The organism is Clostridioides sp. ES-S-0001-03 (assembly GCF_020676075.1).
Lineage (GTDB): Bacteria > Bacillota > Clostridia > Peptostreptococcales > Peptostreptococcaceae > Clostridioides.
In genome coordinates, this window is sequence record NZ_JACVWJ010000005.1 from 130,677 (window position 1) to 146,064 (window position 15,388).

16 protein-coding genes are annotated in these 15,388 nt (G+C 27.3%); 3 read left to right on the forward strand and 13 right to left on the reverse strand.

Going from position 1 to position 15,388, the window contains the following annotated elements:
• Positions 1 to 213: 213 nt before the first annotated feature.
• Both IC174_RS11685 and IC174_RS11690 read left to right on the forward strand, forming a co-directional pair.
• Positions 214 to 648, forward strand: coding sequence for a MarR family winged helix-turn-helix transcriptional regulator (locus tag IC174_RS11685; protein WP_255605859.1), 435 nt, complete (start codon positions 214 to 216; stop codon positions 646 to 648).
• A gap of 2 nt (positions 649 to 650) precedes the next feature.
• Positions 651 to 1,049 (forward strand): HsmA family protein, encoded by a 399-nt coding sequence (locus IC174_RS11690; protein ID WP_227433332.1) that lies wholly within the window; start codon positions 651 to 653, stop codon positions 1,047 to 1,049.
• A gap of 121 nt (positions 1,050 to 1,170) precedes the next feature.
• Here the strand turns inward: IC174_RS11690 and IC174_RS11695 are convergent, their stop codons facing one another.
• From IC174_RS11695 to IC174_RS11715, 5 genes are all read right to left on the reverse strand, one after another.
• A complete protein-coding gene (locus tag IC174_RS11695; RefSeq protein ID WP_227433333.1) occupies positions 1,171 to 1,395 on the reverse strand; it encodes a NifU family protein in 225 nt (74 codons plus the stop codon).
• Between the two features lie 36 nt (positions 1,396 to 1,431).
• The gene (locus tag IC174_RS11700) at positions 1,432 to 2,799 is read right to left on the reverse strand and encodes a M20 family metallopeptidase (RefSeq protein WP_227433334.1); all 1,368 of its coding nucleotides are present in this window, start codon (positions 2,797 to 2,799) and stop codon (positions 1,432 to 1,434) included.
• 82 nt (positions 2,800 to 2,881) lie between these two features.
• Positions 2,882 to 4,396, reverse strand: coding sequence for a DUF6179 domain-containing protein (locus IC174_RS11705; protein WP_227482963.1), 1,515 nt, complete (start codon positions 4,394 to 4,396; stop codon positions 2,882 to 2,884).
• Between the two features lie 23 nt (positions 4,397 to 4,419).
• Positions 4,420 to 4,854, reverse strand: a complete 435-nt coding sequence (locus tag IC174_RS11710; protein WP_227433336.1) for a DUF6323 family protein — start codon at positions 4,852 to 4,854, stop codon at positions 4,420 to 4,422.
• Between the two features lie 252 nt (positions 4,855 to 5,106).
• A complete protein-coding gene (locus IC174_RS11715) occupies positions 5,107 to 6,018 on the reverse strand; it encodes a recombination protein NinG (RefSeq protein WP_227482964.1) in 912 nt (303 codons plus the stop codon).
• Between the two features lie 287 nt (positions 6,019 to 6,305).
• On the opposite strand from IC174_RS11715, the gene IC174_RS11720 reads away from it, so the two are divergent.
• Positions 6,306 to 6,659, forward strand: coding sequence for a GIY-YIG nuclease family protein (locus IC174_RS11720; RefSeq protein ID WP_227482965.1), 354 nt, complete (start codon positions 6,306 to 6,308; stop codon positions 6,657 to 6,659).
• A 333-nt stretch (positions 6,660 to 6,992) separates the two neighbouring features.
• Here the strand turns inward: IC174_RS11720 and IC174_RS11725 are convergent, their stop codons facing one another.
• The 8 genes from IC174_RS11725 to IC174_RS11760 form a co-directional block, all read right to left on the reverse strand.
• The gene (locus IC174_RS11725) at positions 6,993 to 7,931 is read right to left on the reverse strand and encodes a cell wall-binding repeat-containing protein (protein ID WP_227433339.1); all 939 of its coding nucleotides are present in this window, start codon (positions 7,929 to 7,931) and stop codon (positions 6,993 to 6,995) included.
• A 102-nt stretch (positions 7,932 to 8,033) separates the two neighbouring features.
• Positions 8,034 to 9,269, reverse strand: a complete 1,236-nt coding sequence (locus IC174_RS11730; protein ID WP_227482966.1) for a glycosyltransferase family 4 protein — start codon at positions 9,267 to 9,269, stop codon at positions 8,034 to 8,036.
• 44 nt (positions 9,270 to 9,313) lie between these two features.
• Positions 9,314 to 10,168, reverse strand: coding sequence for a hypothetical protein (locus tag IC174_RS11735; protein ID WP_227433341.1), 855 nt, complete (start codon positions 10,166 to 10,168; stop codon positions 9,314 to 9,316).
• Between the two features lie 128 nt (positions 10,169 to 10,296).
• Entirely contained in the window at positions 10,297 to 11,472 is a 1,176-nt protein-coding gene (locus IC174_RS11740) for a phosphoribosylaminoimidazolecarboxamide formyltransferase (protein ID WP_227482967.1), read from the reverse strand.
• Between the two features lie 98 nt (positions 11,473 to 11,570).
• On the reverse strand, positions 11,571 to 12,455 hold the full coding sequence (locus tag IC174_RS11745; protein WP_227433343.1) for a fumarylacetoacetate hydrolase family protein: 885 nt from the start codon (positions 12,453 to 12,455) through the stop codon (positions 11,571 to 11,573).
• 354 nt (positions 12,456 to 12,809) lie between these two features.
• Positions 12,810 to 13,322: a PTS glucose transporter subunit IIA gene (locus IC174_RS11750; RefSeq protein WP_227433344.1), complete on the reverse strand. Its 513-nt coding sequence runs from the start codon at positions 13,320 to 13,322 to the stop codon at positions 12,810 to 12,812.
• A 60-nt stretch (positions 13,323 to 13,382) separates the two neighbouring features.
• Positions 13,383 to 14,165: a sulfite exporter TauE/SafE family protein gene (locus IC174_RS11755; RefSeq protein WP_227433345.1), complete on the reverse strand. Its 783-nt coding sequence runs from the start codon at positions 14,163 to 14,165 to the stop codon at positions 13,383 to 13,385.
• Positions 14,166 to 14,257: 92 nt separating this feature from the next.
• The gene (locus IC174_RS11760; RefSeq protein ID WP_227433346.1) at positions 14,258 to 15,379 is read right to left on the reverse strand and encodes a radical SAM/SPASM domain-containing protein; all 1,122 of its coding nucleotides are present in this window, start codon (positions 15,377 to 15,379) and stop codon (positions 14,258 to 14,260) included.
• Positions 15,380 to 15,388 lie beyond the last annotated feature (9 nt).

The window sequence follows — 15,388 nt, forward strand, 5'->3', positions numbered from 1 at the left end:
TATAAACCAATTTTAGCATCATTTATGTTGTGTGTAAACAAACTTTTGAAAAATTGTTAAAATTTCATCAAATTGTTTTATTTTTACCTAAAATTAAATTTTTATGATATTACTAATCTCTTATTTATTACATAATTATTAAATTTTATATTGACTATTTACTGAAACTATATTATATTAGTTTCTATGCAAACTATCTAAGAGGTGATTTTATTGAAAACTAATTATGATTGTTTTAGAATAGCTATGCTTCTAAAAGAACTCTATTCTAAAACAATGTACACAGTAGAGGAAAATTTTAAGGAAAATGGATTAACACATCAACAGATTATAGTTATAAAGCTAATAGCTCATAATCAAGAACTAACAATTTCACAACTATGCGATGAGATGTCTTTAGCTAAAGGAACGGTATCAGGTATAATCAGTAGATTAGAGCAATTTGGATATGTAGAAAAGTTCAAAAAATATGATGATAAGAGAAATACATATGTTAAATTTACAGAGGATGGACTTGAATTCGCCACAAATTTTAAAAGTAAAATGCAAGAAAGCTTTGATGGTATTTTTAAAAATTGTGATGAAAAAGAATTAAATGAATTAGTAAAAAATCTTAGAAATATATTAGCAAAAATAAAGGAGAGATAATTATGAGTTCTAAATTAATACTTGCAATAGTGTTTATAACATCAGCTTTAATTTTTTACACTATAGGTGTATTTGGAGAAAGAAAAGCTAAAATTTTAAAAAAGAAACATGTAATTATATTTTGGCTTGGTTTAATATTTGATACTTTAGGAACATTTACAATGAGTAATATAGCTAATAGCCACGCTTTTGAAGTGAAGTCTGTATTGTCCCAAAATCTTCATAGTATAACTGGTCTCCTAGCAATTGTGCTTATGCTTTTTCATGCAGGCTGGGCTACTTTTGTTTTGTATAAGGACGATGAAGATAAGAAAAAATTCTTCCATAAGTTTAGTATAGTTGTATGGACTATCTGGTTAATTCCATACTTTATAGGTATGTTTATTGGTATGGCTGGATAATAAATAAAAAAAAGTGTGTAGGAAAATGAATATACACTTACACACTTTTTCATATATATCTATAATGTTTTACTTACTCTTTTACACAGCTTAATAAATCCTTATGTATAATTTAAATTTATTAAACACCTAACACTTGAGTTACTCCTGGAACTTCGCTTACCAAAACATTTTCAATAACAGCTTTTATTGTCATAGTTGCTCCTGGACATCCACTACAAGCACCTTGTAATCTAACTAAAACTACACCATTCTCATTTACATCTATAAGCTCTACATCTCCACCATCTCTTTGTAATACAGGTTTTATCTTTTGTTCAAGTACTTTTTCAACTTGTTCTCTCATAGTTATTCCCCCCCAGAAATATTTTTATTACCAAGATTATACCAATGGTTTAAATTTTTGTCCATCTAATGATTTTTCAAACTCTATATTTGCCTCATCAATAATCTTAGTATTCATAAATACATCATAAGCACTACAAGCCAATACCTTAGCTGAATTTATCATAGCTGAAAATCCTATACTTGAACCAGCTGATGCACATGACTGCCATGTGTGGCTTGCCACACCAACAGGCCATGCTGCCATTGCAAATTGAGCTACTGGTATCACATAACTTACATCTCCAACATCAGTAGAACCAGCTAATCCCTTATCTTCTGCTCCATCAGCTATACCATGATGTATATAACTGTCCACAATAGATTTATCGTCTTGGAATGCTGTAGCTACACCTAGTCTCTCATCCTTAGTAAGAGTAGCACATAATTTTTTTGCAAATTCTTCTTCTTCAGGAGTAGTTTTAGGAGTTCCAACAAGAATCATATTATCGTATACTAAATCAGTTAAACACTGATTTGGTATATAATCATAAATCCCATCAGTAATTACATACTCCATTTCAGTCTCTGTCATCATAGCTGCTCCTTGTGCCACTTTTATTAGCCTATCAAGAACATTCTCTGCATCCTTTGCTTTTTTACCTCTTATAAAATACCAACTTTCCGCAAAACCAGGAACTACATTAGGTCTTCCTCCACCATTAGTTATAACATAATGCATTCTTATAGAGTCAATTACATGTTCTCTTAAATAATTTGCTCCTACATTCATAAGTTCAACAGCATCTAATGCGCTTCTACCATTATGAGGGGCTTGAGCTGCATGTGCTGTTATTCCCTTAAACTTAAATCTAGCAGATAAATTTGCCAGACTTCCACCTCTCCATGTGCCATTTATATCAAAAGGATGCCATGTAAATGCGCAATCTACATTATCAAAACATCCATTTACACACATTACAGTCTTTCCTCCACCTTCTTCTTCAGCAGGACAACCAAAATATTTTATTGTTCCATTAAATTTATTTTTTTCCATAAGTTCTTTGATAGAAACGACTGCTCCTACACCTGCTACACCCAATAAATTATGACCACATCCATGTCCAGATTCTCCCTCTACCAATGGATTTTTTTCTGTACTCACAGATTGTGATAGTTCTGGCAAAGCATCATATTCGCCAAGTATTCCAATTACTGGCTTACCTTCTCCAAAACTCGCTATAAATCCAGTGGGTAAATTGTCTACTTCTTCAATTTCAAATCCTTTTGACTTTAGATATTCCTTTTGAATACTGCTTGCATACTTTTCTTCAAAAGCTAATTCTGGATTTTCCCATATTTTTTTAGATAAATCAATTAATTCTTCTCTTATCTCCTCAATATTATTTATAATATATTCTTTCATAGTCTCCTCCACAGATATGTATTTTTGATATGCTTTACAAATTATATTATATACTAACATTCTATTTATTCACAATTTTTTGTTAATTAATTTGATTTATATATTCTTCTATACAATGTATTTTTTCCTTATTTTTTTTCTTCATAAATTCAATGTACTCTCTTTTCCATGGTGTAGTTTTATTATTTTTGTTTAGTAATAGTTCTAATAAATTAATTTCTTCCATTCTCATATCTTCATAAAATACTACACTTCCTAGTATTGCCAATTCAAATTCACTTAATGAAGCAAATAGCATTAGATAATCATCCCCAAATAAGCACTCAGATTCAAGAATATCAATAAAGTCTTTTTTTGCATTGATATTTTCCTTTATTATTTTTATTTTTTCAATTATAGAAGTACTCTCTAGTACAGCATTGAATATCGCTCTAAATGACTCATCATCTAATTTATTTTCATCATCAACAATATACTTTTCTAAAGGTTCACTTTCATTCTTACTTACAGTTATCATACTTTTAAAAGTGCCACTTTTTATTGAACTTAGTACAGACTCAATAAATATCTTCTCATATGCTTTTATGTATTTTATCATGGCTTCATCTTCTATATTTAATCTTTCTATCAAAACATCAATTGCTTCTTCAAGCAATAAAACTATTTTTTCATTTATTATACTTTCTTTATTGAGCTCTTCAGAATTATTAAAATCAAAACTATTACTTTCTTCAATAAATTCAACTACATTATTTTCCTCATATTGCTTAATTTCATCTTCAAAAGTATGATTGTATATGTTTTTAAATTGTTTTTCTAAAAATTCATATTCATATTCTGAAATCTTCAAATTAGTTGATTCATTACCTAAAATTGTAGAGAAAATAGAGTTATTTATAATAAGTTCAAATAAATTTATAAGTATAACATCACAATCTATTTTATAAGTTATTCCATAATCATAAAATAATTTTTCTCTATCTTTCTTTCTAAATAAATTACAAAATCTATTTTCTATATCCATACTCTCAATATAATTTTTCACATAATAAATTCCTTGAATATCCATATCATCTAATGCCAATGGATAATCTATACTCACTGGAATATCATATGCTTCAAATTTTATACTATAGTTTTTAAAGAAACCAGACAGTTCCATTAAAGTATCATTATACGCCATTAAATTAGTGTCTAATTTTCTACTTTTCATTACTTCATAAAATTTTTCTAACTCAAGTAAATCATATTCAAGAATTTTAATGCCTTCTAAGTATACATACTTAATATTTTTAGACGTCAATTCTGCAACTCTTTTTTCTATACTTTCAAGTTTACTTACATATGCATCAATAGAATACCAAATTGAAAGCAATAATTTTTCAGCAACTTCAGTCTTTACTGATGTACTTTGACCATTTGTATATTTTTTAATTAAATCTATAAGAATTAAGGATATTTCCTGTTGTATGTTATATACTTCTCTCTCATTTATTACTTTACAATCCATACATTCTTTAAGTAGAGATATTGCATACTGATTTTTTATTAGATTATTTTCATTTATATTGATGTTGGTTAGATTATTATTTGACATAGTAAGTTTCCCCTCTCATTAGATTAAACTTCTCCAAATTTAAACTTTTTTGCAAATTCCTCTGCTTCTCCCCTTACATTATCCATATTCCCTGTAAATTTTTCATAAAGTTCATCAAGTATTTCTATAATTTCATCATCACAAATTTTATCATCTGTTTCATTTTTTAAGTAATAAAAGATTTCTTGCATATCATTAATAATTTCTAAATAATCATCCATATTCGTAAACTGTGATGTATATATGTTTTCTATTAATTGTTTTGTAACTTTTATATCTAATTCTATTCTTCCATATCCCTTTAAAGTATCATTTCTTGAAGTTATTATATCTTTTACATCCGCTTCAGAAAGTACTAGACCATAACACTTAGATTCTTTATTAGTTTCAAGCAATTCATTTCTTTCTATTTCCTTTAAATTTTGATGCATAGAACTCAAAATAATAGGTGATATCATTTTAAAATTCTCCTTTTTTATTTTTTCTATTGACTTTTAATTCATTTTATGTTATATTTAAATTAGTATATTTATTAACTTATAGAACTACTTATAATAATATTATTATAAGTAGTTTTTGTCAACTCAAAATTACTATTTTAATTAAATTTTTCAATAAAAAAAATATATCATTACTCAGATATATTTTTTATAACTATTCATCAATTTAATAGTTATTTATAATTAAAATCTAAAGAATGATATATTAATTTACTTATCTTTTTTAGCTCTACTTCTGCTTTTCTTTACATTTGAGCAATTTCTACAGGAAGGTGAACAGTATTGAGATTTAGAATTTGTAGGTATATAAATCTTTCCACAATACTTACATTTATTTAAAGATGCAGGTTCACTTGTAATTGCAAATGCATATATAGTTTCAATAGCTGTTTTTAAAGAATTAAATTCCCATGCAATTGTGGGTTTATCTAATTGACTTATAGAAAATCCAATCTTTTGAGGGTTAAACCCTCCAGACATAATAGTCACACTTTCAGTTAGTAGGTTAGACATGTTTTTATAGACACAAATTTGATTAAAATGTCTACACATATCCTTAGCAAAATTTACAATCCAATCCAATTGTTCTGTATAAAACCTTGAAAATACTAAATCTAAAATCAATGGTCTTTTTCCAAAAAACTTGGGTGATTCCTCTCGTTTTGATACATCTATACCTCGTTTATATTTTTTAAAGTATACATCTTCATCACTTGCAAATGGGATGAACATATTTACATACTCATCATTATTCAATATATTCTCTTTTGTAATATAATTCTTTTCAATCATCAGTACTCTTTCTTCACCAACAATATCTCTATTATATACACTTGAATAAATTAATCCTAACAACCCATATTTCTTTACAAATTCAAGTACTTCTTTTTTTAATCTCATTTCTTTAGTTTCTTTTGATATCTCTTGTAATGCTTCTTGTCCTATGCGAATTATATCTACTATAATTTCATCTGCAACATCAAATGGATTGTACATAGTAAATACAGCATCTTCTGTTGGTACTATATACAGTTCATCTTCTTCAGTAATTTTATATTCATAATCACTATAGCGAATCCAATCACTTGCAAAGTTTCCAATTAATTCTATATTTTTATTCATAATAACAGCCTCCTTTGAATGTAATAGTTAAGATTTATTAACTATTACATTTTTAGTTTATTCTATAATTTTCATCATGTCAACTCTTCTTTTAATTTTATATAATATTAAGTCATATAATAACTCTAATTAGCCTAGATATTGATACTAAGTAATAGTAAACTTATAATTAATTTTATCAAAATCTATTTACATTTGAAATTAATCTCTTTATAATAATATGTAATATATAAATAATTTTACATATTACATATTACATATTAATTATAAAGAGAGGTACTAAGAAAATGGATAGAAAACGTGAATTAAAACAACTATATAAGGAAATGAAATTTGACATTGGTGTATTTATGATAAAAAGTGATACTACTAAAAAGATTTATCTTGGAAAGAGCAATGACATAAAAAGCAAGTTTAACTCCCTCAAATTTCAACTTGGTGCTGGGTCATGTATGGTAAGAGATTTAAACAATGATTGGAAAAAATATGGAGAAAAAACATTTACATTTGAAATTTTAGAACTTATAAAACACGATGATAACAAAACTAAAAAAGACTACTTAGAAGAATTAGATATTTTAGAAATGGTTTGGTTAGAAAAGCTAAAAGAAGATAACTCTTATGAGATTTATTCTTTATAAAAAATAGGCATCATATCTTCTTTTTTGATGTAAACGTGATAGGATGGAATTGTCATACAATTTTGTGTATGACTCCATTCACATTTTCACTTATGAGGATAATTGATTCGTATATATGAATAGCTCACGTACTCTTTTTTAACATATACAATTCAATTTAGTATATAATTTTGATACATAATTTTAATAAAAAAACCTTCTAATTGATTTTTATCATAAAATCAACTAGAAGATTCATATAGTTTAACATTTATACATTATATATCACTAAAATATAAGCATTATACTGACTTTTACTATATATTATGTATTCATTTTACTAACAACATTTTATTATTTTGTAGCTTCTAAACATTGCTCTATAACCTTATTATCATTTATACCTATTGCAGTAACTTTATTAGCATTATTTAATATACTCTTATCGCTTTTGTCTGAAACTAAAACAACAGGAGCGTTTTTAGCCATTGGTGAAGCAACTAAAGCATAAACTAAATCATCTCCACTTGCCACATAAAACTCTTTTGTTTCATTATAAAACTTCTTAATTACATTCTTATTAGTTTCATATCTATCACTACCATCAATTCTAGTTGCTCTATATCTACTTACTATATAATCACTTAGTGTAGATTTTCCTCCAATAGCATATACTGGAACAGGTGAAACACCAAACCATGGGTCTAAATCTGTATCTTCTTCTGCTGAAGCTATATCCTTTGTCAATAAAATAGGAGCACCATCTCTGTATGCAACAGACGCAACACTCACTGCATCAGCCTCGTCTTTAAATCCATTTACTAAAAACGTCTTATCACTACTCTTTATCTTTTCTATTTCAGCTGCAATTTTATAACTTGTATCTACTCTATCTACTCCATCAATTCTTATAACCTGCATTCTTCTCATAAGTAGCATTTTTTCTACATCTTTACTTATAGTATTTTCGCCACCTATTATATATATCTTAGTAACTCTATTAAGCCTTTGTAAAGTGGCTTCTGGTATATCATTCTTATTAGTTAATAAAATTGCTGCATTATTTACCCCTGCAAGACCACTAGCAGAAATACCATCGACCATCGTAGAATCCGAGTTGATAAGTACAGCTGTTGTATAATCTTGCTTATCAGAAATAATACCAGCTGTTTCATATTTATCCGTTCCCTTGATATTTTCGATTTTATCTAGTGCATTTGCTGATGTTGGAAAACTAACACTTAATAATAATGCTGAAATACCTAATGCTAATATTCTTTTACTAAACTTCATAAATTACCTCCCTCAAAATAAATATATTTAGTATTAGTATAATATAAATTCGCTTAAAAGTAGTGTAGAAATAGTTACACTTTTTTTATAATTTAAATCACTCTAAATTACACACATCTCATCCATTAAAATAACTTCATTCATCCTATAAGCTAAAGCGTCCCATGTTTTTTTTGACATATCTGCAAATGACCTTTTCTCTAAATTGGATAATAGATACTGTATTTTAGAGTCCATTGCATTATATAAATTCTTCTCAAATATAGATAACTCTTCTTCATTTGGAATACCTTCTCCATGCATAGAAGGTAGAGTTACATATTCTATCTTGCCAGAATCATTAATTTGGCTACCAATCCACTCTCTAACACCAGGAATATCAGTGGTAATTACATCTAACCCACATGATAAAGCCTCTAAAACTACAACTGGTAACCCTTCATAAAACGATGGTAATACAAGTATATGTGACTTATTAAATAACTCCGCTAAGTCACTTTGGTCTAATTTTCCTAGGAAATTCATTTTAAATGGAGATTGATTTGCAAGCTTAACAATCTCATTATAAGATTCAATATCACTTCCTGTACCTGCAAAATTGACTTCTATTAAATCTTTACGATATATTAGTTCAGATATAGCTTTTATAAATGGAATCAACCCTTTTGACTTACATATCTTCCCTGCAAACACTATCCTTATCTTATCACCTTGCATTTTATAATTTTTATCATAAAATACACTATCATTGTATCCACTGCCAATCACAACTACTTTACTTTCACTTACTCCAAAACTTTTTACAATATCATCTTTTTGCTTTTTATGAAGAGCAAATATTAAATCCAATTTTTTTATATTTGATATTATATATTCTTTTTCTAAATCTATAGTATTTAACTGTCTTAAACAAGTCCCATGACAAACAGACATAACTTTAATATCTTTCACAATCTCTCTGACAAATGCTGTTAAAAGATATAAATGATGACATATTATAATATCTGGCTTAAAATCTTCCATAGCTCTGTCTATATTTATTTTAAATTGATGTTTTAATCTATCTATCATTTCTACATTTAAATCTCTATATCTAGTACTTTCATATGGCATAGAATCACTCATTCCTACAACAGGAAAATTTAGTTCTCCACAATTATACTTTACTGGATAAAAACTTATATCACTTGAAAAACAGTTTACATTGTCATTAACATCTATACCTGCAATTACAGCTTGCTCATGACCTATTTTTTCAAACCCTTTTATCATACCGCACATGTATATTCCACTACCCGTACTATTTGGTTTTTGTGTTATTATATGAAGAATTTTCACTTTTTTACTTACCGCCCCTCTAAAATTAAACAATTTCATATAATCTAATCATTATATATATCTAGATACAAACAGGATGAATCATCTTTTACTTTAAATCTTGGAACCTTAATTGCTTTATAGTCGTTATCCTCAAAGTCTCTAACTTTATTATGTATATATCCTATACCAAATTTTTCTGCTATACGTATCAATTCTTCTTCTTTTATGAGGTTATACCTATCACATGCACTTGTAAAGCCATCACTTGTTAACATCAATTGAAAATCTTTTTTTATTTCTAAGTATCCATATATTGAATTTTCCACAGCATCCTCATCAAAATCCAATATCCAGTATCCATCTTTGGTATTCTTTTTCAATCTATTGCTTACTATTGTATCCATGACACTTGACTTTATCTCATCAAAAGTCATTTCTTTTAAATTAGAAAACTTACTCATTTCATCAAACACAGCATTATCAAATTTACAGATAGTTCTATCTTTTATGACTTTAGAATCTCCATTTTTAATAAACAAAGCACAATCTCCTAATAAAAAATACTCTACTTTATTTTCATGAAACTTAACAATGACTATAGAACTTGATGGCAAATCTAATTTTTCGACCTTTATTCCATTTAATTTCATCTCATACTCTTTTTTAACTTCTTTTATCCCACTACTGATAATACTCTTTAATGATTCTTCTCTATTCATATTTTTATATAAATACTTATTCCACCACTGAACATACCATCTTGCATCGCTTTCATTTGATACTAAGTTTTTTCCATTGAGCCCTGTCGCACCATCCAAAATCCACGCACCAAATGGGCTTATACCAACTACATCTTCATTAAATTTAGCTGTACCCTGACTACACAATAGGCTATAGTCTCTTATATTTAAAGCCATATCATCCTCCAAATTGAATATCTAAAAATAAAGTTCTATTTAAAATTATACAGCAAATAAAAAAATCTACAACAAAACTTGTTGTAGATTTTTAATTTAATCAGTATTTAATTTATATTCTTTACACTTTAGTGATGGAACAATCTATTTTTAGTAAATACCATAACTATATTGTACTTATTGCAAGTTAATATAACATTATCATCACGAATAGAGCCACCTGGTTGTGCTATAAAACTTACTCCACTTCTTTTAGCACGTTCTATATTATCTCCAAATGGGAAAAATGCATCAGAACCAAGAGCTACTCCTGTTAGAGTTTTAAGCCATGCTCTTTTACCTTCTCCAGTAAGAGGTTCTGGTTTTTCTTCAAAGAAATTTTGCCATATACCATCAGCAAGTACATCCATATAATCATCAGAAAGATATACATCAATAGTATTGTCTCTATCTGGACGACCTATATCTTTTTTAAATTTTAAATTTAATACTTTAGGATGTTGGCGAAGATACCAAATATCAGCTTTATTACCTGCAAGTCTAGTACAGTGAATACGTGATTGTTGTCCTGCACCTACTCCTATTACTTGTCCATCTTTAACATAACAAACTGAGTTTGATTGTGTATATTTTAATGTGATAAGAGCTATAATTAAATCACGCTTTGCGTTATCTGTAAAGATTTTATTATCAGTTGGGATATCTTTTAACAGGTCTTCATTTATTAATATTTCATTTCTGCCTTGTTCAAAAGTAATTCCATAAACATCCTTTGTTTCAATAGGTTCAGGAGTATAATTTTCATCAATTTTTACAATATTGTAATTACCTTTACGCTTTCCTTTTAATATTTCAAGAGCCTCATCTGTATATCCTGGGGCTATTACACCATCAGAAACCTCTCTCGCTATAATAGTTGCAGTTTCTTTATCACACACATCTGAAAGTGCTATAAAATCTCCATAAGAAGACATTCTATCTGCCCCTCTTGCCATTGCATAAGCACAAGCTAATGGAGAAAGCTCTAAATCATCAACAAAGTATATTTGCTTTAAAGTATCTGATAAAGGTATACCTACTGCTGCACCTGCTGGACTTACATGTTTAAATGAAGTTGCTGCTGGAAGACCAGTAGCCTCTTTTAATTCTTTTACAAGTTGCCAACTATTAAATGCATCCAAAAAATTTATGTATCCAGGCTTTCCATTTAATACTTCTATAGGAAGTTCTCCATTTTTCATATAAATCTTTGATGGTTTTTGGTTTGGATTACAGCCATACTTTAGTTCTAGTTCTTTTGCCATATACTCATCCCTCTCTATAGTAAATTAATCTTAAATTTGACTAATTCCATATTAATTAAATTATTCGTACTAATAAAATTATATGGCATATTTATCCATTAATCAACTATATTTTTTAAAACTCCTATTCCTTCGACTTTACATTCAACCACATCACCATGTTTTAAATATACTTGAGGATTCATTCCCATAGCAACACCTGCTGGAGTTCCAGTTGAAATTATATCTCCTGGTTTTAGAGTCATTCCTCTTGATAAATCACTTATTACAGTAGGTATATCAAATATAAAATATTTTGTATTAGAATCTTGTCTTACTTCTCCATTTACCACACTACTTATATCCAGTTTTAAAGGATGCTCAAATTCTTCTTTATGTACTATGCAAGGGCCCATAGAGGTATGTGTATCTAAACTTTTTCCTCTATACCACTGCACATGTTTGTCTTGAAGTGCTCTTTCACTTATATCATTCATTATTGTATATCCAAATATATATTCATAGGCATCTTCTTTTGATATATTTATACCTTCTTTTCCTATAATTACTGCCAGCTCTGATTCATAATCCAGCTTTTCTACTAAATCTCCATGCAGACTTATCTTATCATCTACTCCAATTGCCTTATCTGCTCTTTTAGAGAAATAAATAGGATAGTCTGGCATAACTACATTTTTTATAACACCATCTGGAATTTCATTGACATGGTCTTTATAGTTTAGACCTAAACATATAATATCTTTTTTAGGTCTTACAATTGGGGAACATAATTTCACTTCTTCTAACTTATAACACTTTGCATTTTCAAATGAATTGTTTTTTATTTTTTCTAAATCACCTGTAGATACATTTTCAATAAAATCATTCATATCTGTATATAATTTACTTAATCCTAAACTATTAATTTCATATATACTATTTGCTTCTGAGTTAAATACACCTATATTTTCTTCATTGCCAGTACAGAAAGTTACAAATTTCATTTCTATTCCTCCATTCAATAATTTGATTAATAATATTTTATTTTTATTAGTTTATATCAATTGTAATAGATAATATATATATGTCAATATATATTTAAAAATAGAGTTCTAAAAAGTATAACAATTCATAAATATCAGAAATTATTATAAGTAATATAATTAGTAAAAGTAAAATAATTATAAGAATGGAGTTTTAAAAACTTTATTTATGCAGATAAATTTTCTATAAAACACAATAAAAAAAAGGTATCCTTAATAAAATAAGCATACCTACACTCTTTCAATATTATTATATACAGCCATTTTATAGTTATAATATTTTTTATTTAGACAAAACCTCTTGGTAAAACCTATTTACTTATAAACTTTCATTAAATCTTCTCCAATACATATATCTCCAGTTCTTAAAATTTCAACTCTATCTATGTCATAAGAATTGGTTATAACTATAGGAGTTATAACAGATTTAACGCTTTTTTTAATTTTTTCTAAATTAAATCTTATAAGTTTTTGCCCACAGTAAACTTTATCTCCTGCATTTACTAATACTTCAAATCCATCTCCATTCATCTTTACAGTATCTAATCCGATATGTATTAGTATCTCCAAACCATCTTCACTCTTTATGCATATAGCATGTTTAGATGGCAAAAACACTTGAATCACCTCACCATCAACAGGAGAAGATACGACTCCTTCTTGTGGCTCTATAGCAATCCCATCACCTAGCATTTTACTAGAAAAAGCATCATCAGGAACATCAGTTATACTTAATACTTTCCCTGTAAGTGGCGATTGTAATATTCCTTTTATATAATTACTTTTTACTTCTTCATTTTTATTTTTTGAGAATAACTTTTTGAACATATTAAATCTCCTCATTCCAATAATTTAAATTAACTTCTCGTATTATCTACATTATACACTTTAATTCATAAAATATATTACCTGAAATATACTATATATATTTATTCCAGTAATAATTATAGTCATATACGAGAACATATATTTAACTCTTTTGTCATCCATATTTTTACTAATAGAGGAACCTATAATTCCTCCCAACACTGCTCCTATTATCATAAAAGGTAATCCAGATAAATCATATATACCAAACCCTGTATTTATGAAAACTGTAACTAACTTTGAAATATTAGAAAATAAAATAGTTATAATGGAATTAAACGCAGCTTCTTTAACTGATAATCCAAATAATATTGTAAACACGGCCACATTTATAGGACCTCCACCTATTCCTAAAAATGAAGATGTAACCCCTAAAAAAATGCCAACAATAAAATATGTAATGTTAGTATTAAACTTAACATTTAAACTTTTATCTCTATATAAATAAACCATTACTAACAAAATAATCATCATAATATTTTGAGTTATTTTTATTATAGAAGGATTATTTACATATGAAATAGATAAATCTAATAACCTTTGACCTATAGTACCTCCTAATACTGATGCTACACCAATTAAAATAAGTCTAAAGTTTATTTTAAAAAGTTTTGATTTAATTTGTTTATATACAGAAACAATTGCCATCGATAACACAGTAAAAGATGATAACACACTTATAGTTGAAACATCAAATATTCCAATCAAATCTAGTACTGGCTTTATTATTACACCTCCACCAATGCCTGTTATAGCTCCTATAGTTGTTGAAAGTACAGCTATTGCAAATAAAATTACATTCATTTAAAACCATCCTAACTAAATTTACTCTGCTCAAAACCCTTTAATTATACATAATTTTTAATCACTTTAACTTAGAATGCTAAATACTAAAATTATTTTGGTATTTGATTTTTATATACTAATACTGATATTTTTTCTAAATCACCAAAAGTAGACATTAAAAATTCTTTATATCCACAGTAATTATTACTAGAATCAATATACATAGAATTTTTCATTCTTTTGCATCCACCACCACATATTTTGTGAAAATTACACTTTAAACAAATACTTTCTTTGTTTATATCTTTATGCAAAAATTCTTGCATTTTAGATTTTCTTAAAATATCCAATAAAGTGTTATCTTTTATATTACCTAAATTAAAGTTATCTAGTACATAAAAATCACATGGATATACACTTCCATCAGCCTCTATTACAAATTGCGGTTGGCATTTCCCAATTATCCCACAGGTACTAGGAATTCCTGTAATTAAAACAGATATAAGATTATCGAACAAATTAATACTTATATAATTTCCTTTATCAAACTCATTTTTCCAAAGCTTAAATATTATTTTATAAAAGTATGCAAAATATTTAGGTTCTAAAGAGTACTCTGACTTAGTTTTACAGTCTAAATCATCTAAACAAGGTATAAATTGTATATACTTCACATTGTTTAATTTTATAAAATTAAAAACCTCTTTTGGATTAAGTGCAATCTGTTTTGTCAAAACACACAGTATGTTAAAGTTTATCTTGTGTGTTTCCAGTAGTTTTTTTGTATTTATTACATCTATATAACTTCCCTTATTATCTGAATATACACGATTTTTATCATGCAAGTCTTCTAGTAAATCTAATGATAATCCTACTAAAAAATTATTTTTCTTTAAGAACTCACACCATTGATTATCAATAAGAGTTCCATTAGTTTGAATAGAGTAGTTTACTGTTATATTTTTTTTTATTTTACTAACATACTCAATAAAATATTGGAAAAATCTTAATCCAGCTAAAGTAGGCTCTCCACCTTGAAAAGCAAATGTAACTATATCTCCATTATCCAAAATTTCAAATGTATTATTTACTATGTTTTTTATAGTGTCTTCCTGCATAATACCATAGGATTTTACTTCTCTTAAATCACTCACATTTCCATAAAAACAATATCTACATCTCAAATTACATAACGATGAAACAGGTTTAATTAAAACTGATATACTTTTCATTATAAAAGA

What these genes read in the sequence shown, in the direction of transcription:
- IC174_RS11690 (WP_227433332.1), top strand. Translation starts at nt 651, where the DNA reads ATGAGTTCTAAATTAATACTTGCAATAGTGTTTATAACATCAGCTTTA.
- IC174_RS11695 (WP_227433333.1), bottom strand. Translation starts at nt 1,395, where the DNA reads ATGAGAGAACAAGTTGAAAAAGTACTTGAACAAAAGATAAAACCTGTA.
- IC174_RS11700 (WP_227433334.1), bottom strand. Translation starts at nt 2,799, where the DNA reads ATGAAAGAATATATTATAAATAATATTGAGGAGATAAGAGAAGAATTA.
- IC174_RS11705 (WP_227482963.1), bottom strand. Translation starts at nt 4,396, where the DNA reads ATGTCAAATAATAATCTAACCAACATCAATATAAATGAAAATAATCTA.
- IC174_RS11710 (WP_227433336.1), bottom strand. Translation starts at nt 4,854, where the DNA reads ATGATATCACCTATTATTTTGAGTTCTATGCATCAAAATTTAAAGGAA.
- IC174_RS11715 (WP_227482964.1), bottom strand. Translation starts at nt 6,018, where the DNA reads ATGAATAAAAATATAGAATTAATTGGAAACTTTGCAAGTGATTGGATT.
- IC174_RS11720 (WP_227482965.1), top strand. Translation starts at nt 6,306, where the DNA reads ATGGATAGAAAACGTGAATTAAAACAACTATATAAGGAAATGAAATTT.
- IC174_RS11725 (WP_227433339.1), bottom strand. Translation starts at nt 7,931, where the DNA reads ATGAAGTTTAGTAAAAGAATATTAGCATTAGGTATTTCAGCATTATTA.
- IC174_RS11735 (WP_227433341.1), bottom strand. Translation starts at nt 10,168, where the DNA reads ATGGCTTTAAATATAAGAGACTATAGCCTATTGTGTAGTCAGGGTACA.
- IC174_RS11740 (WP_227482967.1), bottom strand. Translation starts at nt 11,472, where the DNA reads ATGGCAAAAGAACTAGAACTAAAGTATGGCTGTAATCCAAACCAAAAA.
- IC174_RS11745 (WP_227433343.1), bottom strand. Translation starts at nt 12,455, where the DNA reads ATGAAATTTGTAACTTTCTGTACTGGCAATGAAGAAAATATAGGTGTA.
- IC174_RS11750 (WP_227433344.1), bottom strand. Translation starts at nt 13,322, where the DNA reads ATGTTCAAAAAGTTATTCTCAAAAAATAAAAATGAAGAAGTAAAAAGT.
- IC174_RS11755 (WP_227433345.1), bottom strand. Translation starts at nt 14,165, where the DNA reads ATGAATGTAATTTTATTTGCAATAGCTGTACTTTCAACAACTATAGGA.
- IC174_RS11760 (WP_227433346.1), bottom strand. Translation starts at nt 15,379, where the DNA reads ATGAAAAGTATATCAGTTTTAATTAAACCTGTTTCATCGTTATGTAAT.